Origin of the sequence: Sorangium sp. So ce406 (genome assembly GCF_051474675.1) — a bacterium.
GTDB classification, from domain to species: Bacteria; Myxococcota_A; Polyangia; order Polyangiales; family Polyangiaceae; genus Sorangium; species Sorangium cellulosum_G.
Genome location: NZ_CP150340.1, coordinates 4,923,917 through 4,942,773 on the forward strand (window position 1 = coordinate 4,923,917; position 18,857 = coordinate 4,942,773).

General features: G+C 73.0%; 15 protein-coding genes. 4 read left to right on the top strand and 11 right to left on the bottom strand.

All coding sequences use genetic code 11. The features are described from left to right. Nucleotides 1–30 precede the first annotated feature (30 nt). From WME96_RS17990 to WME96_RS18015, 6 genes are all read right to left on the bottom strand, one after another. A complete protein-coding gene (locus WME96_RS17990; RefSeq protein WP_437291347.1) occupies nt 31–1,128 on the bottom strand; it encodes an AI-2E family transporter in 1,098 nt (365 codons plus the stop codon). 424 nt (nt 1,129–1,552) lie between these two features. Then, nucleotides 1,553–2,083 carry a pyridoxamine 5'-phosphate oxidase family protein gene (locus WME96_RS17995; protein ID WP_437291348.1) on the bottom strand — a complete coding sequence of 177 codons (531 nt, stop codon included), beginning with the start codon at nt 2,081–2,083 and terminating at the stop codon, nt 1,553–1,555. Between the two features lie 268 nt (nt 2,084–2,351). Continuing rightward, complete coding sequence (locus tag WME96_RS18000) at nt 2,352–3,356, bottom strand: zinc ribbon domain-containing protein (protein WP_437291349.1); 1,005 nt, start codon at nt 3,354–3,356, stop codon at nt 2,352–2,354. Beyond that, a complete protein-coding gene (locus WME96_RS18005) occupies nt 3,353–4,375 on the bottom strand; it encodes a hypothetical protein (RefSeq protein ID WP_437291350.1) in 1,023 nt (340 codons plus the stop codon). The genes WME96_RS18000 and WME96_RS18005 overlap by 4 nt, the downstream gene beginning before the upstream one ends. A gap of 79 nt (nt 4,376–4,454) precedes the next feature. Continuing rightward, nucleotides 4,455–5,528 (bottom strand): alpha/beta fold hydrolase, encoded by a 1,074-nt coding sequence (locus WME96_RS18010; protein ID WP_437291351.1) that lies wholly within the window; start codon nt 5,526–5,528, stop codon nt 4,455–4,457. Between the two features lie 305 nt (nt 5,529–5,833). Beyond that, nucleotides 5,834–6,901, bottom strand: a complete 1,068-nt coding sequence (locus tag WME96_RS18015) for an extensin family protein (protein WP_437291352.1) — start codon at nt 6,899–6,901, stop codon at nt 5,834–5,836. A gap of 77 nt (nt 6,902–6,978) precedes the next feature. Here WME96_RS18015 and WME96_RS18020 point away from each other — a divergent pair, with 77 nt between their 5' ends. The 3 genes from WME96_RS18020 (at nt 6,979) to WME96_RS18030 (ending at nt 11,082) form a co-directional block, all read left to right on the top strand. Next, the gene (locus WME96_RS18020) at nt 6,979–8,832 is read left to right on the top strand and encodes a M14 family zinc carboxypeptidase (RefSeq protein ID WP_437291353.1); all 1,854 of its coding nucleotides are present in this window, start codon (nt 6,979–6,981) and stop codon (nt 8,830–8,832) included. 335 nt (nt 8,833–9,167) lie between these two features. Beyond that, entirely contained in the window at nt 9,168–9,770 is a 603-nt protein-coding gene (locus WME96_RS18025) for a DUF4360 domain-containing protein (protein ID WP_437291354.1), read from the top strand. Nucleotides 9,771–10,026: 256 nt separating this feature from the next. Further along, on the top strand, nt 10,027–11,082 hold the full coding sequence (locus WME96_RS18030; RefSeq protein ID WP_437291355.1) for a hypothetical protein: 1,056 nt from the start codon (nt 10,027–10,029) through the stop codon (nt 11,080–11,082). 58 nt (nt 11,083–11,140) lie between these two features. Here the strand turns inward: WME96_RS18030 and WME96_RS18035 are convergent, their stop codons facing one another. The 5 genes from WME96_RS18035 to WME96_RS18055 form a co-directional block, all read right to left on the bottom strand. Then, a complete protein-coding gene (locus tag WME96_RS18035) occupies nt 11,141–11,563 on the bottom strand; it encodes a hypothetical protein (RefSeq protein ID WP_437291356.1) in 423 nt (140 codons plus the stop codon). Nucleotides 11,564–11,768: 205 nt separating this feature from the next. After that, on the bottom strand, nt 11,769–12,368 hold the full coding sequence (locus WME96_RS18040) for an RES family NAD+ phosphorylase (RefSeq protein ID WP_437291357.1): 600 nt from the start codon (nt 12,366–12,368) through the stop codon (nt 11,769–11,771). A 152-nt stretch (nt 12,369–12,520) separates the two neighbouring features. Then, complete coding sequence (locus WME96_RS18045) at nt 12,521–13,153, bottom strand: hypothetical protein (RefSeq protein ID WP_437291358.1); 633 nt, start codon at nt 13,151–13,153, stop codon at nt 12,521–12,523. Nucleotides 13,154–13,336: 183 nt separating this feature from the next. Next, on the bottom strand, nt 13,337–15,430 hold the full coding sequence (gene ligD, locus WME96_RS18050) for a DNA ligase D (protein ID WP_437291359.1): 2,094 nt from the start codon (nt 15,428–15,430) through the stop codon (nt 13,337–13,339). A gap of 365 nt (nt 15,431–15,795) precedes the next feature. Then, the gene (locus WME96_RS18055; protein WP_437291360.1) at nt 15,796–17,085 is read right to left on the bottom strand and encodes a hypothetical protein; all 1,290 of its coding nucleotides are present in this window, start codon (nt 17,083–17,085) and stop codon (nt 15,796–15,798) included. Between the two features lie 776 nt (nt 17,086–17,861). Here WME96_RS18055 and cysK point away from each other — a divergent pair. Next, nucleotides 17,862–18,854, top strand: coding sequence for a cysteine synthase A (cysK, locus tag WME96_RS18060; RefSeq protein ID WP_437291361.1), 993 nt, complete (start codon nt 17,862–17,864; stop codon nt 18,852–18,854). The last annotated feature ends 3 nt before the right edge of the window (nt 18,855–18,857 follow it).

The following is an 18,857-nucleotide window of genomic DNA, read 5'->3' on the forward strand; positions in this document are numbered from 1 at the left end:
CGCCATGCGCCCTTCGGCGTAATGGCCGGGCTACCCGGACCTCCGCGCCCCCGCCACGCTGGGCCTCAGCAGCGACCTCGGCGCGTCCTCGCTGACCGGCGCCGCCGCCTCGGGCTCCTCGGGCGCGGGCTCCAGGAGCCGCGCGATCCACGAGAGCCCCTCGACGTTCTCCAGCGTGATCTTCATCACCATCATGATCGGCACCGACAGCAGCGCCCCCGACGGCCCCCAGAGCCACCCCCAGAAGAGCATCCCGAGGAGGACGGCGAGCGGAGACAGCCCCAGGGTCCGCCCGAGCACGCGCGGCTCCAGGACGTTGCCCACCAGCAGGTTGATCAGCAGGTACCCGAGCGCCACGAGGGCCGCCGTGCCCGGACCCTGGCTCGCCAGCGCGGCGAGCACCGCCGGGATCGTCGCGACCGCCGCGCCGATGTTCGGGATGAAGTGCAGGACGAACAGGCTCGACGCCAGCAGCAGCGCCAGGTCCACGCCCAGGAGCACCAGCATGATGTACGCGAGCACCGCCACGAGCAGGCTCGTCAGCATCTTCACCACCAGGTACTTCTTCACCTCGCGCACGATGCGGTCGACGTGCTCCAGCCCGCGCGCGGGGTCCGCGAGGACCGCCCGGAGCTTCGCGCCGGCGCCCGCGAACTCGCAGAGCGCGAAGAAGACAACGAGGAGCACCACGCCGAGGTTCGACGCCGCGCTCGCCACCGTCACCGCGGCCCCGCCGAGCAGCGGCACCAGCGACGCCGTGTGCAGCGTCTTCGACAGGAACTCCGGGTTGACCGGCAGCCCGCGCTCCGTGAGCGTCGCGGCGATCGCCACCGTCGCCTCGGAGGCGCGCGCCAGGTAAGCCGGCACCTTCTCCTCCAGCTCCACCCCGGCGATGGTCACCACCGCCCCCACGAAGGCCAGGATCGCCAGGTCGACCACGAGCGCGGCCAGCGCCCCGACGGCCGGCGGGAGCCCCCGGCGGGTCACCCAGCTCGCGATGGGCGACGAGATCGCCGCGAGCGCGATCCCGAAGAGCACCGGCACGAGGAACGGCTCCGCATAGCGCAAGCCCACGATGACCACGACGGACGCCGCCGCCATCATCACCATCTGAGCTCGACGAGACATCGTGAAGATCCCCATGCCAAACCTCGCTTGCCGGGTTCCCGCGTCACGCCTCACGTCCGATTCCGAGGAGAGCGCGCGGGTCATTCCGGGAAAAGCAAGGGATGCGCCACGCTCCGTCCCGCTGGTTCCTCCCCGCGTGGCGAGGGCAGTCGCGCGGCCCCCGCGGGATTCATGGGCTCGCCGCCCCGCGCGTCCCGTCGCGCGCGCGCCTCGCGGGGCACGGACGTGAGACCACGCTGCGCGCGGCGGTGCGATCTGCTACGCGCAGTCTCTTCGGTCGATCTGGAGGGGGACAGACTCAGGAGCACCGCGCCCGTGGTGAGGCGCGATGTCGCATGCGGCGCCGCACCACGCAGGTGGGGGCGCGGCGCCGCGCGGAGGCGGGCGTCGCGGCGGACCGGCGCAGCGCGCCGGCCGAGCGTCGCTACCGCGCAGAGGTCATCCTGTCGCTCGGCGCCCCGCCGTTGAGCGGCACCGTGGCGTGCTGGCTGGCGTCGGTCTTCGGGGTCGTCCCGGTGACATAGGCCTTGACCGCCTCGACAAGGAACTTGAGCCCGGCCGCTCCATCGTTGTCCCAGTACTCGCCCTCGCGCGGGCTCACGTGGATGAGCGCGAGGTGGGGGTCGTCCTTGCCCTTCGGGAAGTAGACCTTCGCCTCCTCGGACCACAGCTCGTCGATCTTGGCCCGGCTGCGCACGATCGAGGCCCGGCCCGAGAGCGACAGGAAGCGGCGCGCCTCCTGGAGGGTCACGTTCACCTCGGGGTTCGACTCGATCTCGTCGATCTTGCCCGAGTCGATGCTCGTCATGAACCAGATGTCCCCGGTCGCGTCGTCGACCTTCATGAGCGCCATCGGCCGCGCGCGCAGCATCCCGTGGTTGGCCTGCGTGACGAGCATGGCATTGCGGAACTTCTTGAGGATCTCCAGCAGCTTCTCGCGTGACCCGGTTTCCATGTTGTCCTCCTTGCGGTTCCGGCGGCCGTTGCGAGATCCGGACCAGCGCCGGCTCACGCGCAAGTCAGCGAGATCCATGGCTCTTCTGCGCCGCACCGGGCGTGCTCTCGGGGCATTCCGCCACAGGATCTCGCGCGCATCGCGCCCCTGAAATCGCGCGGATCGCCGCGTCGATGCGCCGAGCGCTGGCCGCCTCGTCCCCGGCGTTCGTCCCGGCTCCCGCGCAGACGGCGGGCCCGAGGAGGCCTGCTCGTCGCGCGCCGCGCTGCTAGCCCGCGCGCGCCAGCACCACCGCCGCCACGACGATGACCACCAGCGCGATCACCCCGGCGATCACGAGCGCCACCTTGCCCCACGCGATCGGCGCCGACCCCGTGACGCGGCCCGCGTCCTGGCCGTGCACGACGGCGCGGTAGCTCCGCCCCTTGTAGCGGTAGGCGAGCACGTACGAGGGCAGGGCCACCCGGCGCGTCTCCAGCGCGCGCAGCAGCACCGCCACGCGCACGTTGCGGAACGTGGACCCGGGGATCACCCCCCGCTGCAGCGCGTCCTCCGCCGTGGCCGCGATGCGCTCGCTGAGGATCTTCCGGGCCGCCGAGCGCTGGGCGTCGAACTGCTCCAGCACCGCGTCCGCCGGGCCGAGCTGCTGCCCCGCGCGGCGCGCGGCCGGCACCATCCCGTCGAGCCGGAAGGACGGCGCGAGCTCCCGGGCCTCCTCGAGCGAGAGCCCGCGCGACGCGGACACGAGCAGCCCGCGGAAGGGCAGCTCCGTCTGTCCGGCGTGCGGGGCCCAGGGGCTCCGGTGGGCGCCCGCGTTGGAGTCCGCCGTCCAGCTCACCAGAGCGTCCACGTTGACGATCCAGCCCGCCCACCAGATCGCGTGCAGCCCCTCGACCGTGGCCGCGCGGCCGAGGTCCGACGGTCGGAAGAAGCCGAGCGTCGACATCCACTGCCGCAGCGCCTGATCGGCCTGCTCCGGCGCCACCCCGAACGGGAGCAGCCAGTCGGCCTGGTCGACCGGATCGACCGGCTGCTCCAGCCGCGTGACCGCCCCGCAGAAGCGGCACTTCGGCGCCTGCGCCTCGGCCGAGTACGAGACCGCGGCGCCGCACTCGGTGCACCGCAGCACCTGCACGAGCTGCGGGGCCGGCGCGCGGTCCAGGGGCGCGGCGAGGCCGCACACGGCGCAGCGCAGGTCGCCCTGCTCCAGCGGGCCCTGGCACCGGGCGCAGCACCGCGCCATCGCCCCGGAGGTCCCCATGCTGAGGCTCATCGCTGCCCTCCGGTCGGCGCGGGCCTGGTCCCGCCCGGACGAGCGCGCTCGGCCGGCCCTGGCGCCGCGGCGGGGGCCTGCGGCCGCGCGACGCCGCGCCGCTCGGGCTGACCCCTGTCGCGCGCTGCGGCCAGGACGAACGGCGCCGCGATCAGCAGCAGCACGAGCAGGACGGCGAGGGCGATCTTGATCCACGAGAGGGGCGCCTTGCCGTGGATCGCGCCCGTCTGGCCGTTGATGAGGACCCGGAACGGCGGCTCGCGCGGGTCGTGCCGGATCGCGAGCACCCACAGCGGCACGTAGAGCAGCTCGAGCGTCTCGCGATCGAGGCGCGTCTCGTGGACGAGGCCGTGGTGGCTGTCGCCGGGCATGAAGGCCGCGAGGTCGCGGCCGATCTTCTCCAGCGCCTCCCGCCGCGCGAGGGCGTAGCACTCGTCCTGGGTCATGGTCGGCTCCTCGGCGATCCAGCCGCTGAGCACCGCGGGCGTGTAGCGCCGCATCGTGCGGAGATCGAACGGCTCGATCGCCTCGAGCTCGGCGTTCGGGACGGCGCGGGAGGCCACGACGAGCACATCCATGACGTAGGTGGCGTGCAGGCCCTCGAGGTGCCGGTGCTCGGTCCTGGTGACGACGCGCGTGCGGGTGACGGTGTTCCCCTTCTCGTCGGTCGTCGTGTACGTCTCGGTCTCCTGGTAGTTCTCGCCGATCTCCGCCGCGTAGCGCGACTGCGCCATCGCCGAGTAGAGGTAAGCGGGCGTGTAGACGCCGCGGATCGAGTCGATCGACCCCGCCCTGACGCCGGACTGCACGAAGAAGCTCCGCTTGCCCAGCCACGCCTTGACCGCGCCCTGGGCGCTCTCCCGGCTCATGGTGAAGCCGAGGACGAAGTGCGGCGGCGGGCGGCCGTGCGAGGGCGGCCGCTCGACCACGGAGGGCGAGGCGCAGTAGGGGCACACCGCGGTCCGCTGGTCCGCTTCGACGCGCAGCGACGCGCCGCAGGTCTCACACTCGAGTTGCACCGGCGCCCGAGGGAACAGCACCGGGGGGCGCCGCGTCAACAGGGAACGGGCGGGGGCGCCGGCGGGAGCGGGTCGCGCGTCAGCAGGGGATGGGCGGCGGACGGCTCCCGAGGTCGGCGGGGGACGCGGCGCCGTCGCTGTCCTGCTGCGGTGTCTGCCGGAGCAGCGGCGCGAGCGAGCGCTGCGCCCATTGCCGGACCGGGGCGTCCGGCCACGGCTGCCACCGGGAGCTGACCTGCGGCGCGACCGCCACAGCCGCCGCGCGCGGCGCGCGCGCCCCGGCGCGGAGGCGCGGCGTGGGCTGCGGCGCGTCGAGGAAGCGCGCGAGGTCCGGGGCGAGATCGGCCACAGCCTCGCGGTGCGGGTAGTGCCCCGCCTTGGCGAAGCGCCGCACGGGCACGCCCTCCAGGTAGCGCTCGACGTCCGCCGCGTGGCGCGCCGGGATCACCGGATCGCGGTCGCCCCAGTAGACGGCGAGCGGCGGTATCTCCGGCAGCCGGTGGGCGATGTCCATGAGGTGCTCGCGCTGCCCGCGCAGGTCGATCGCGTGGCGGAGCGTGCGCGACAGGGCGCGCGCCGTGCCGGGCCGGGCGTTCACGCGGGCGAGGTACCGGCGCTCTTCCGCGTTGAAGTTGCCGCCGAGCACCAGCATCCCCGCGTGGGTCCCGACGCCCATGAGCACCGGCGCGGCCAGCTCGAGCAGCCCTGTCACGGCGGCGAAGCGCAGCGGCAGCGCCACCTCGCTCCCGAAGCCGCCCGCCGCGACAAGCCCGAGGCGGTGGACGCGCCCCGGTCGCTCGATCGCCACGCACATCGCAATGCTGCCCCCGAACGAATGCCCGACCAGATCGAAATCGCTGAGCCCGAGGGCGCGGATCCATTCCGCGGCCACGTTCGCATACCATGCGACCGTGTAGGGCGCGTCGGGCCGGGCGGATTGGCCGTGGCCGGGCAGGTCGAGCGCGACAACGCGGCGCCCTCCGGCCGCGAGCGCGGGGGCGAGCCGGTTCCAGGTCCTACAGCTATCGGACAGGCCGTGTACCAGGACCACGGGGCGCTTGCCCGCGCCGCTGTTCCGGGGAGGGCTCCACTCTTCCCAGTGGATCTCGCCTGCGGAGAGGACGCGAACATGGCTGCGACACGTGACCGACATGTTCTTCTTACAGAGTTCGCACGAAGCGAAGCATCTGTCCAGATTGCACGCCTATCACGTCCACATGGGTCGGCCGCGTCGCCTCACCGCGAAGCATGTTTCGCATTCAATGTGGGTCGGTCGACGCCAGCGTGCGCTAGGCGGGGCTCCGGACCGGACAACGCTGTCACGGTACTTGTGCGGCGCTTCTCCCTCCTTGCGCTCCTCGCGAGCCTCTTTCTCTTTCTGCCCGCGCCCACCGCACTCCAGCCGGCGAATGCAGCGGAGCGGCGCTGTCCCCGCGAGCCGCCGCGCAGTCCAGCCGCTCATTCCAGCAGGAAGTAGTGCGCGTCGCGCTTGATATCGAAATGGAAGTGGTCCGCGTGCGCCTCGTTCGCGTTGGGCGTGAGGACGACATTGAAGAGCCCGCTCGTGAAGACAGCGCAGATGATCTCCCGCAGCTCGAGGGCCTGGGGCGTGGCCTCCTTCGGCTCCGACCCGGGCCCGCACGGCGGCGCGCCGATGGCGCCGTGCCAGTCGGCTTTCACGTCGAGCCTCGTGCCGTCGGCCTTCACGAGGGCGGCCACGTCGATGGCGAGCCCGAGGGCGTGCTGGCTGGGCCGCGCGGGCGCCGCCGCCGGCTTCTTCGGGGCGCGCGCGCCGGGCTTCGCCCCCTTGCCAGCGCCCTTCGCGGCCTTCTTGCCTGGCTTCGCCTTCGCGGGCGCCTTCTTCGGCGCGTTCGCGGGCGCCTTCTTCGGCGCGACGGTCTTCGGCGCGACCGCCCCGGCGGGCGCGGGCCGGTGCATGCTGACGTGCACCACCTCCGCGATCCCCCGCGTCGCGAGGAAGGCGGCGAGATCGTCGAGCGCGAGGACCAGCCGGCAATCGGCGATGTCGAAGACGGAGGTCGACCGCGGCTTCGCCACGCCGTCGCCGTGGAACGTCACCCCGTGCAGCGGGCCCGTGATCCGGACCGGCCGGTCGACCAGCGGGGCGCCGCGCGATGCCGGGGCGTGGGGGATCCCGCGGCGCTTCAGCTCCCGGTCGCACGCGTCGCTCGAGAGCCCGCCGTAGGTGGCGGCGCGCGACGCGGCCGACCACACCGGCTTCTCGAACAGCGCCGGGAACGCGTCCCCGCCGCCGTCGGCCATCGAGCCGGCCCCGCCGTCGGCCACCAGGCTGGCCTCGCCGTCCGCCAGGAGGGCCCCGCCGTCCGTGGGCGCCGTCGTCGCGCCGGCCGGCGCGGGCGTCGCCGCCGCCGATCCCGCCGGGGGCTCGCCCCGCTCCGCCTCGGAGCGGCGCAGCGACGCGATGCCGAGCGGCGTGAGGAGCGCCGCGCCGCCGATCAGGGCCGCTCCGAGGGCCAGCGCACGGCGGGAAGGGAGCGCGCTCATCCTCATCGGAGACTACCTCGCCCCCGGCCGAGGGAGCACGCCTTGCCGTTGAGCGCGGAATTTGGTCGACTCCCGCGATGTCTCGCCCCCGCGCCGCGCTCGCTGGCCGCGTCATTTCCCGTGGAATCGCGCTGATCTCGCTGCTCGCTGCCTGCCAGGCCCCCGCGCCCGGAGCCCCGGCCGCCCCCACCGTCGGTCGGCCCGCGCGGCCTGTCCCCGCCGCGCCGCCCCCTTCGCTCGTCACCGAGGCCGAGCGGACCGGCTTCCAGCGCACGGGCCGCTACGCCGAGGTCGAGCGGCTGTGCCCCGCCTTCGAGCGGGCGTATCCGGGCCGCGCCCGCTGCTTTCGCTTCGGTACCACGCCCGAGGGCAGGCCCATGCTCGCGATCGCGGCCTCCGCCGACGGCGCGCTCGACCCCGCCGCGGCGCGGGCGAAGCGGCGTCCGGTGATCCTGTTCCAGGGCGGTATCCACGCCGGCGAGATCGACGGCAAGGACGGCGGCTTCTGGGCCCTCCGCGAGCTGCTCGACGGCGCGATGGCGCCCGGCGCCCTCGCCGCGGTCACGGCGGTGTTCGTGCCGGTGTTCAACGTCGACGGCCACGAGCGCTTCCGCCCGAACCAGCGCCCGAACCAGCGCGGCCCCGAGGAGATGGGCTTCCGCACCACCGGGCAGAACCTCAACCTGAACCGCGATCACATGAAGGCCGAGGCGCCCGAGATGCGCGCGATGCTGGCGCTCCTCGACGCCTGGGACCCGGTGGTCCAGGTCGACCTGCACGCGACCGACGGCGCGAAGTTCCAGCACGACGTCGCCGTCATCGTCGAGCCGTCGGCGCCGCACCCCGGCGGCCTCGACGCCGAGGCGCGCGGCCTCTCCGAGGCCCTCCAGGCGCGCCTCTCGGCGCTCGGCCACCTGCCGCTCCCGTTCTACCCGTCCTTCCGCACGGAAGACGACCCCTCGTCGGGGATCGCCGCCAGGCCGGGGCCGCCGCGCTTCTCGCAGTCCTACGGCGCCGCCCGCAACCGCGTCGGCGTGCTCGTCGAGACGCACAGCTGGGCCACCCACGCCCGGCGCGTCCGCGCGGTCCACGACCTGCTCGCGGCGCTCTTCGAGCGCGTCGCCTCCGGCGCGGGCGCCCTGCGCGCGGCGGCCGACCGCGCGGACGCCGCCGCCGCGCGCCTCGCCGGCGCTCCGTTCGTCCTCAAGCACCGCGTGGCGCCGGTCCCGCGCGACTTCCCGTTCCGCGGGTTCGCCTACGAGAAGCGCGCCTCCGACATCTCGGGCGGCACGTGGATCCGCTACGACGAGTCTCGCCCGGAGATCTGGCGCGTGCCGCTGTTCGACCGGCTGGAGCCGGACCTGACCGTCACCGCGCCCGCCGCCGGTTATGTCGTCCCCGCGGCGCATGCGGCCTGGGTGGCCGACAAGCTGCGCCTGCACGGCGTGCGCTACGAGCTCCTGCCCGAGGCGCGCCCCGGCTTCGCCGTCGAGGCGTTCCGCGCCGACGCCGTGACCTTCGAGCCGTCCTTCGAGGGCCGGACGCCGGTGAAGCTCCAGGGCGCCTTCCGGCCCGAGCGGCTCGATCTGCCGCGCGGCTCGCTCTTCGTCCCCATCGCGCAGCCGCGGGCGCCGCTGGTGCTCCACCTGCTCGAGCCGCTCGCGCCCGACTCGCTCGTGGCCTGGGGCTTCTTCAACGCCGCCTTCGAGCGCAAGGAGTACATGGAGGCCTATGTCGCCGAGGAGGAAGCCCGCAAGATGCTCGCCGCCGATCCGGCGCTGCGCGCCGAGTTCGAGGCGCGCCTGCGCGATCCCGCGTTCGCGAAGGACTCCGCGGCTCGCCTCGACTTCTTCTACCGGCGCCACCCGTCCTGGGACGAGCGCGTGAATCTGGTCCCGGTATTCCGGGTCGCCACCTCACCGCTCCCGTGAGCGCGCGCGGAGGCGCGGCACCACGTGGCCACATCTCCCGCGCGGCCGTGAGCCGTCAGCGCGGTTTGCACTGGTGCCTCGAGGGCTGTTTTCGCCGCGCTCCGCGATCTCGCCGGATGTCCGTGAGTCCCGCCGGCGCCTCGTCACCCCGCGAATCCAGCTCAGCGCGCGGCGCGGCGCCGCGATGAGGTGAGAGCGCGCCGCGCAGGTTGCGCGGAGCGCGCACGTATCGCATCCTCGACAGGACATGTCGGCTGACCTGCGACGGCGGAGACGCGCGCGGGGGCCGCCGCACGGCGACGCGATGGTCGTCAGTCAGTGGAAGGGGGGCAAGCATGTTGCTGCGATGGGCGTTCGTCTTTTCTTCGGTGTTCTTCTTCGCCTTTCCGGCGTTGGCGCAGAACGCGCGGATCCAGTCGTTCACGTATGCCGGCAGCGGATGTCCTGTCGGCTCCGCCGCGGGGGTGATCTCCCCCGATCAGAAGGCGTTGACCGTCATCTTCGACCAGTTCGAGGCGCAGGCCGGCCCAGGCACCGCCCGCGCCGCGAACCGCGCATTTTGCCAGCTCGCCGTGGATCTGCAGTTCGATGCGGGGTGGCAGGTGGCCGTGTTCGACGCCACGTACAGGGGCTTCGCCGACCTGGAGCCGAGCGTCCAGGCGCTCCACGAGACGTCGTATTACTTCTCGGGATCGCCGCTGACCTCGGGGCCGCTCACGTGGAACATGATCGGGCCTTTCACGAACAACTTCTCGCGCACGGACAACTTCGCGACCACGGTCTGGTCGGAGTGCGGCACGGTGCGGCCGCTCAACATCAAGACGAGCCTGTTCGTGACGAACCGCATGGCGCCGCTGCACTCCGGGGTCCTGACGAACGACACAACGGACGTCCAGGTCCATATCGAGTATGGCCTCACGTACCGCCGCTGTCCTTGAGGTCCGCAGGGCGCCTCGCGAGCCCGGCCGCGCGGCGCGGCAGATGGGGGCCTGAGCGGCTGGACCGGTCGCGCGAGGCGGGTTGAGCAAGATGGGGAGCGCGGGAGATGAGGTCTGTTCTCCCGCCTCCCCGTCTTGCCGTCCGCGCGGGGCGGCGCTGCCTCGGTCGCCTCGACGGGCGGGGTGGGGGATCATCGCGCGTTGTCGGGGCGTCGATGCGCTGGTGCTTCCGGCGGCCGGCCTGTACGCTGGCGCGATGACGGTCAATCTGCTGGTCATTCTTCTCAGCGTCATCGTGCCGCTCGGGATCACCGCGGTGATCCTCTGGGGGGTCTGGAAGAAGGTCCTCGGCCCGCTCAGGGCGCAGCAGCAGGAGCAGCAGCAGCTCCTGCGAATCGGCGTATCCTGCGCGGCCCGCGTGCTGCAGTACCAGGAGACGGGCATGAAGGTGTCCATGGGCGCACAGGACTCCTACAGCCTCAAGCTGCTGCTCGAGGTGATGCCGCCGGGCATGCCGCCGTATCAGGTGGAGACGGTCGCGCTCGTGTCGGTGCTGGCGGCCCCTCGGATCCAGCCGGGGTGCATCGTCACGGTGCGCTACGACCCGTCCAATCCGCGGCGTGTCGCCCTGGAGGCGGCCTATCCGCCCGGGCAGGGGCCCGCCGCCGCGGCGCCGCTCGGAGGCTATCCGCCGCCCGGCGGCTTCGGCGCGCCTGCCGGGGCCCCGCCGGGTGCCTACGGCGCGTACCCGGGGGGCGCGCCCGGCGCCCCCTACGGCGCTCCGGCGGCGGGCGCCTACGGGGGGGCCCCCGGCGCCTACGGCGCGCCCGCTGGTGCCCCGCCCGGCGCCGCGTATGGTGCCCCGCCCGGCGCCGCGTATGGTGCCCCGCCCGGCGCCGCGTATGGTGCCCCGCCCGGCGCCGCGTATGGTGCCCCGCCCGGCGCCTACGGCGCGCCGCCCGGAGGCCCGCCTGGCGCGGCCTACGGCGCGCCCGTCGGCGCCTACGGCATGCCCCCTGGGGCTCAGGCGGGCATCCACGGTGCGCCCCCGCCAGGCGCCGCCCATGGCGCGCCAGGCGCGCCCGCCGGTGCCTATGCGCCCGCTGGTGCCTACGCGCCCGCCGGTGCCTATGCGCCCGCCGGCGCCTACGGCGCGCCGCCCGGCGCTCCCGCTGGAGCCCCGCCTGGCGCTGCGTATGGCGCCCCGCCCGGCGCTCCCGGCGCGTACGGCCCCGGCCCCGGACCTGGCGGCGGCGCCGGAGGGACGCCCGGCCCTTTCGGCCCCGGCGGCAGCGGCCCTCACGGCGCCTGAGCGCCGTCCGTCACCCGGCGCCCGGCCCGCAGGGCGCGGCGCTGCCGCGCCGCGGCGCTCACGCCACCACGCAGCCCGCCGATGTGCCCTGCATCGGCACGATCGCCTTGAGCTCGCCGTTTTCCCCGAAGATCAGGAGCCGCGCGACGATGGCCTCGTGGCCCTTGCCGCAGAGGGGCAGGAGCGCGAGCCGGATCGCCGGTCCGTTGCCTCCCTGGAACTTGAGGGCGAGGAGCTGCTTCCCGTCGCACTCCGCGAGGAGCTCCACGTCCGCCTCCAGGTGGACCGGCGCCACCTTCGTGCACGCCTTGGCCTCGCCGAAGCTGTCGACCGTGCAGCGGTTGGGATCGAGCGCGATCTGGACGCGGGACGCCTCTTCGCCGACCGTCGCGATCTGGATCTGATACGTCGCGATCCCTCTCTGGAGCGAGATTGGCTCCACGAGATAGCCTGTTTCCAGCCGCAGATTCCTGATTTTCATCGACCCCCCCGCCGCTCGGCCCGTGCGCGCCGCGACCACCGCCCCTGACGCCGCGGCCGCCGCGCGCTTCCCTCCACGGAAAGCACCGGCTGTGCCGCCGCGGTCCCGCGCGCGGGGCTCGCACCGCCGCGCGCCCGGCCCCGCGTCGCGCGTCGCGCGTCGCAAGGCGCCCGGAAGCGTGGCGGCGCAGGGCGCTCGTCGCGCCTCAGACGAGCCCGAATTCGTACCTGTCCAGGAGCCTGGCGAGGAGCGCCGCGCGCGTCGGATCCGCGAGGGACCCGAGCGGCGTGACCTCCAGCGCCGCGCTGGCGCGATCGAAGAGGGCGGCGCAGACGCGGCTCGGGTCGTGGCGCGCAGCGTAGACGATGCCGTCAGGCCTCCTCGGGTGGTCGTGGATCGCGAGCGCCCACCGGTGGGCGGCCGCGTAGGACTCGCCCGAGGTCAGGCGAGCGTCGGCCCCGAGGCGCGCCAGCCCCTCGCCAGCGAGGTTCACGAGCCGGAGCGGCCGCCTCGGCGCGATGCGCGCGAGCCCGCGCGCGGCGAGCTCGCCCTGCTCCACGAACCGGACGCCGGTCGCGTGGCCGAACACCTCGATGAACGCGCAACGCTCGTCTTTCCCCGCGTACAGCACCCCGAACTCGCCGTCCGGCGCGTCGAAGCGGTTGTCGCCCGAGCGACCGAAGAAGAGCGGGGCCTGCGCGAGCCGATGGATCCGGAACCAGCACCGCCGGAAGATGGTGACGGGGAGCGGCCTCGTCGCGAGATCGAGCGGCGGATCCGGATGCGGCCCGAGCGTGATCTTCATGTCGACCCTGCCCCGCGCGAAAGGACGACGCGACGGCTGGCGCGCTCGACGTCCGCCTCATGCGCTGTTCCTTCGCCGCCGTCGCGCCCTGCGCGGAGCGCCTCCGCCGTGACCCCTGGCGAGCGCGGCGGCCTCGTCATCACGGCGCGTTCTCAGGCGGCGCCGTGCTCGCCGAACGTGCGGGCGGCGCGCCGCACGGGCTCCAGGTCGCCGCGGCGAACCCGGTCGAGCGGCCGCTCGCCGTCCAGGCGGTGGTTGCCGGAGAGAAAGAACCGCATCTTCGCGAGCGGGGGGTGCTCCTCGAGCAGGGCCAGGATCTCTTCGAGCCCCGGCAGCACGCCCTCGTCCGCGAACTGCCATGCAGGGTAGAGGTGGCCTCGGCGGCCGACGTCCACGGCCAGCAGCCTGCCGGCAGCGCGCCGCGCCTCGATGGCGTCGGGCGAGAGGTGGAGCACCTCGCTGACGTCCTCCGCGGTGAGCGTCCCCCCCTCGGCGGCGAGGAGCGCGTCCCGCGCCTGGAGGCCGCGGAGGCGGGCCGGCGTGAGCGGATCGGCCGCGGAGAAGAGGCCGACGGCGCTCGGCTGCGTGAGCGCCGTCAGCAGGGCGCCCGCGTTGCTGGGCGAGGCGACGACCTCGCCGAGCTCGCTCTGATCGAGCCGCTCCGCGACCTGCGCGAGCGCGTCGATCCCGCGCGCCAGGAACGCGACCCGCAGCGGCTCCCCGTCGAACTGGTGGAGTCGCTCGGCGATTTCCGCCAGTGCGCTGGAGTCCCGGTCCTTTGCCATGGCCGACCCTGGGGGACGATGCAGCCCGTGCGCGCGCCCGTCAACCAAGCGTTCGCCGCCATGTCGTAACATTCCGGCCACGCTGAACGGAACGTCAGTGAAAGCATTCCCTGGTTCGTTCGTGTCGTTCTTCTTCGGTGTGCTCACCGACTCCTGGGTTCGGCGGCGGCGTCGGGGAGGCGGTCAGAGCCCGACCTTCTTCATCATCGCGCTCGTGATGGACTGGCGGACGCCGGTGAGCTCCGCCCACGGATCGGGGATGGTCGCGAGCCGCTGCGGCACGGTCTCGATCGTGAACGAGGCTGGATCGAGCGGCGCGTCGAGCTCGTCCCACGAGAGCGGGGTGGCCACGGCGGCGCCGGGCCGGGCGCGCGTCGAGTAGGGCGCGACCGCTGTCGCACCGCGCCCGTTCCGCAGGTAGTCGACGAAGACCTTGCCGGTGCGCTTGGCCTTGGAGAGCGTCGCGATGTACCGCGCCGGATCGAACCGCACGAGCGCGTCGGCCACGGCCTTCGTGAACGGCTTCACCTCGTCCCAGCCTCTGCGCGCCTCGATCGGGACGACGACGTGGAGGCCCTTGCCGCCGGTCGTCTTGACGAAGCTCCGCAGCCCCAGCGTCTCCAGGAGGTGCCGCACCGTCCTCGCGGCGTCCGCCACGCGCTCCCACGGCAGCTCCGGCGCCGGATCGAGGTCGAAGACCATCATGTCCGGCTGCTCGATCCGGTCCACGCGGCTTCCCCAGATGTGCATCTCGAGCGCGCCCATCTGGACGAGGGACACGAGCCCTTCCGTCGTCTCGACGTAGAGGTAGGTGCGTTTTCCGTCGTCCTCCTCGACGGTCGTCCTCCGGATGTCCTCGGAGAGCCCCACGGCCTCGTGTCGCTGGAAGAAGCACGGCTTGCCCTGGCCCTCGGGGCAGCGGACCAGCGTGAGCAGCCGGTTTGCGACATAGGGCAGCATGTGCTCGGCGACCTGGGCGTAATAGCGGGCGAGGGCGATCTTCGTGATCCCCTGAGCCGGATAGAGCACCTTGTCGGGGTTCGTCAGCCGCGCCCCGGCGACCTCGATCTTCTCCGCGCCGCCGCCTCGGCCCCCGCGCGTCACCTTGCTTGGCTCCGCGCTCGCGGCTTTGCTTGTTGCCGCACTTGCCGACTTGCCCGGCGCCGCGCTTGCCGACTTGCCTGGCGCCGCGCTTGCCGACTTGCCCGGCGCCGCGCTTGCGGCTTTGCCCGTCGCCGCGCTTGCCGACTTGCTCGACGCGCCCGCCGTCTTCTTCGGCGGGAGCTGCGGCGGCGGCTGCTCGCGCTCGACGGTGACCGACTCCGGGGTACGGTCCTCGCGAAGTCCCTCGAACGACGGGTGTCGCAGCCGTCCGTCGCGCGTCCAGGCCGCGAAGTGGACCTCCGCGATGAGCCTGGGTTCGACCCAGTGCACGCCCCGCATGCGCGGCGCCCCTTGAAAGGCCGGCTTTGCGCGCTCGATGGACTCGAGCTGGCCGCGCAGGACTGTCAGCGTCCTGGCCGTGAAGCCCGTGCCGACCTTGCCCGCATAGACGAGCTTGCCCGACGTGTTCACGCCGACGAGGATCGCCCCGAGCCCCTGGCGGGCGCCGGTCGGCTCGGTGAAGCCGACGATCACGAACTCCTGCCGCCGGCCGCACTTCACCTTGAGCCAGCTCGTCCCGCGCCCGCTCCGGTAGGGGGCCTCCGGTCGCTTCGCGATGACGCCCTCGATCCCGAGCTTGCAGGCGTGCTGGTAGACGGCGGCGCCGTCCTCCTCGAGGTGCTCGGTGTAGCGTAAGGTCCCGTCCTCCGGGGCCTCCGCGAGCAGCGCCTGGAGGGCCCGCTTGCGCGTGACCTGCGCGCACCCGCGGAGGTCGCGGCCGTCCAGGTAGAGCAGGTCGAACGCGAAGTACGTCAGGCGTCCTTCGCGCCCCTCGTTGCCGTCGCTCAGCGAGTTCTGGAGCGCCTGGAAATCGGTCACGCCGTCTCGCCCGACGATGACGATCTCGCCGTCCAGCACGGCCTCCCGCGCTGGCAGCCGTGCGAGGTCGTCCCGCACGCTCGGGAACCGCTCGGTCCAGTCCTGGCCGCGGCGGGTCAGGAGCGTCACGCGGCCGCCGCGGAGCTTCGCGATCATGCGGTAGCCGTCGAACTTCACCTCGTACAGCCACCCCTCGCCCTGGGGCGGCCCGGTGACGAGCGTCGCGAGCTGCGGCTCGACCTCGTCCGGGAACGGCCCCTTCCGGGCCCCCTCGAGCGCATCCGCGTAGGTCAATGTCGGGCGCGGCGTCGCCGCGGCGCCGTCCGCCTGTCCCTTCGCCGCAGACGGGCGCGCGCCGTCCGCCTCCGCCGCGCTCGCGCCTCGCTTGCGGCGAGCGGTCAGGGTCGTGGGCCGTTCCTCCTGAGTACGCCGCGCCGCGCTTCGCGCCTGCCTTTGTCCCGCCATGGTCGCGCTTACCACCATTTTGTGGTGGAAAAGCAAATGCGATACCGTAATGGCGTCGCTGCCTGGCGCCGCGTTCTGCGCTTCTCAGCGCAGCGCACATTCTGCTGAGCTCGGCCTGCGCGCCCCGGAATGAGGCTTTGTGCCACGCTGGCCTCCTTCGCCCGCGCGTGCTCGCGACGCGCCGTCGCCGCCCGTCACCGCGCGGGGGTGTCGCTCCAGTGGCGGACCAGATCCGGCAAGGCCGTCTCTGCCATGCGGGTGAGATGTCTGACGTGGTCTGGCTTCTGGGTGCCTGCGTAGCCGCGGACGTGGAACGCGCCCTTGTGCGCCTCGGAGAGCGGCACGAACCGGGGCTTCGCCTCGCTCGCCGTCCCCGACAGCTCGTAGACCGCCTGCGCGTCGGCGCCCGCGCCCGGAGCGCGCTGCGCGCCCGCCAGCTTGAGGAGCGCGTCCGTGCTCTCGTGGGTGCCGGCGTAGTCCCCCACAGGGGTGATCTCCGAATGCGTGATCGACATCAGCTTCTTGCCGGTGGCCGCGAGCTCGGCGAAGCGCCCGAACGGCTTGAGGCGCTCCATGTCCAGGCTATGGTCGAGCGGCATGTAGCCGGTGTGGATGCCGTCGAGGAGGAGCACGGCGTCCACCTTGTCGTCGAACCCCGGCTGGTTCAGGAGTCCGCGGACCGCGCCGTACCCTGCGCTGAACGCCGAGAGGGCGACGCGCCGGAGCCGGGCGTCGCGCAGCCCGCGCGCCTCGAGCGCCGCCTGCGTCTTCGCGAGGAGCGCCGGCAGATAGGAGCGGATAGAGAACCGGGTCTCGTACGCCGCCGAGCTGATGCCCATGTTGATGATCATCACGACAGCGTTGAGCCCGGCGCGCTCGAACCCCGCCTGGACAACATCGTTGACGCCGTGGAAATGGACCACGAGGTCATAAGCCCCATCCGCCGAGGAGAAGGACGCGGGGATGGTGATGATCCCGTCGGGGATGGGGATCACGGTCGAGCGATCCAGCGCCGCGTCGGCGCGATCCTCGACGGCCACGGCCGGCGCCGCCGCTTCCGCCTTGGCCTTGACCGGCGCCGCCGGCGCTGCCTTCACCTCGATGGGCGCCGCCATCCCCGTCGTGCGCAGGACGGCCGCCGCCGCGGCCGGCTGGAGCGCCGAGCCCGCGCGGAGATCGAAGCCTGTTGCGCCGAGCTGCATCGACACGAGCGCGCCCAGCACCGCGGCCAGGCTCATGCCCGCTGCCGCGCTCAGGCCGATCAGACGCGATGTGGAGCGCCGCGTCGGAGCTGCGATGGCCGGGGCCGGCGCCGCGGCCGGCAGCGCCAACCCTGCCAGCGACGCGGGTGGACGACGGAAAATTAAAGTGGGTTGGTCATCGTCATCGAGCAGTTGGACCTCCGCGCGGGGGGGCTCAGCGGGGAACATGCTCAGCCATGATGCGAGGCGTATGCCATACAGGGCAAGCGCGAAATTCAGCAAGGTAAGCTCACATCGGCGCACGTCAAGACAGTGGACATGGTCGGACGTGGTCCCATGGTGATGGTCCACGGATTCCTCAGGAAATCACCTTACTTGCTCGGACGCCCACGAGATCTTTTGAGCACCGATGGATCCGCCGGCGCGCTGTCGCACCTGGTGTGGCACTTGGTGTTCCAACGATCACCAGCGCGTAAAAATTGACGCGTCCCGGCAGAGATTTCCTCGCCATGAGGGCGCTCTTGGGCGCGCTGCGTCATCGCTCCTTCGAAGCGAGAACCCCGGACGGGGACGTGGCAGCGCATGACATCCATGCATCCTCATGTCGCCCGTTCTTCTCGAGACAGGCCTCGATGAATCCTGTCCTTCGCGCGTAGTCGACTTCGCGTCTCCCGAAGAGCGCTTCCGCCGCCTGGGCAGACTGACCACCATGCCTCCCGGCGTCGCGACATCCCGGTGCGGGCCGTTGCAGGTCCAACGGGTCGCCGCGACGCGACGGGGGACGCCCGGTCAGCGCGGTGCGCCTCCGCGCGCCCCGACGTTCACCCCGCCGCGCCGCTGCCGATCGGGCGCTCCCCGCGCGATCCCACGCGCGCCGGGCGAGCAGGCGCAGAGGCGCGACCGGCGTCGTTCCAGACCGCTCGCCGCGCGCTGGAACGACCTGGGCGGGGCGCCGCGCTCTGCAAATGCGGCGCGACGGAGGGGCGGCGCACGTGGGCCTTGACAGCGAGGGGCGCCTCTGGATCTCCTCTCTTTCCCCCTCACCACGACGGCCCCCCATGACCAACTTCCCCCGCGTCTACGACGACAATACTCAGAGCATCGGCCGCACGCCGCTCGTCCGGATCCGCCGCGTGACCGACGGCGCGTCCGCCACCGTGCTGGCGAAGATCGAGGGGCGGAACCCGGCCTATTCGGTCAAGTGCCGCATCGGCGCGGCCATGGTCTGGGACGCCGAGCAGCGCGGGCTGCTCGGCCCCGGCAAGGCGATCGTCGAGGCGACCAGCGGCAACACCGGCATCGCGCTCGCCTTCGCCGCCGCCTCGCGCGGGATCGAGTGCATCCTCAGCATGCCCGAGACGATGAGCATGGAGCGGCGCAAGGTGCTCGTGGCCCTCGGGGCCAAGCTCCTCCTGACGCCGGGCCCCCAGGGGATGAACGGCGCCATCGCCAGGGCCGAGGCGCTCGCCGCCTCCGACCCGGGCCGGTACGTGCTGATGCGGCAGTTCGAGAACCCCGCGAACCCCTCGATCCACGAGACCACCACCGGCCCCGAGATCTGGGAGGACACCGGCGGCAACGTCGACGTCTTCGTCTCCGGCGTGGGCACCGGCGGCACGCTCACCGGCGTCAGCCGCTACTTCGAACGCGTCCGTGGCCAGGCCCTCCACTCCGTCGCCGTCGAGCCGGTCCACTCGCCCGTCATCGCGCAGACGATCGCCGGCCAGCCGCTCACCCCGTCGCCCCACAAGATCCAGGGAATCGGCGCGGGCTTCGTCCCCAAGAACCTCGACATCTCCTTCGTGGACCAGGTCGAGGCCGTCTCCAACGACGAGTCGATCGCCATGTCGCGGCGCCTGGCGCGCGAGGAGGGCATCCTCTGCGGCGTCTCCTGCGGCGCGGCGATGGTCGCGGCGAGCCGCCTCGCGCGCGATCCGAAGTGGGCCGGGAAGACCATCGTGGTCGTCCTGCCGGACGCCGGCGAGCGCTACCTCTCGGGGCCCCTGTTCGAAGGCATGTTCGCCGAGGTCGAGAGCATGAAGGCCTCGTGAGGT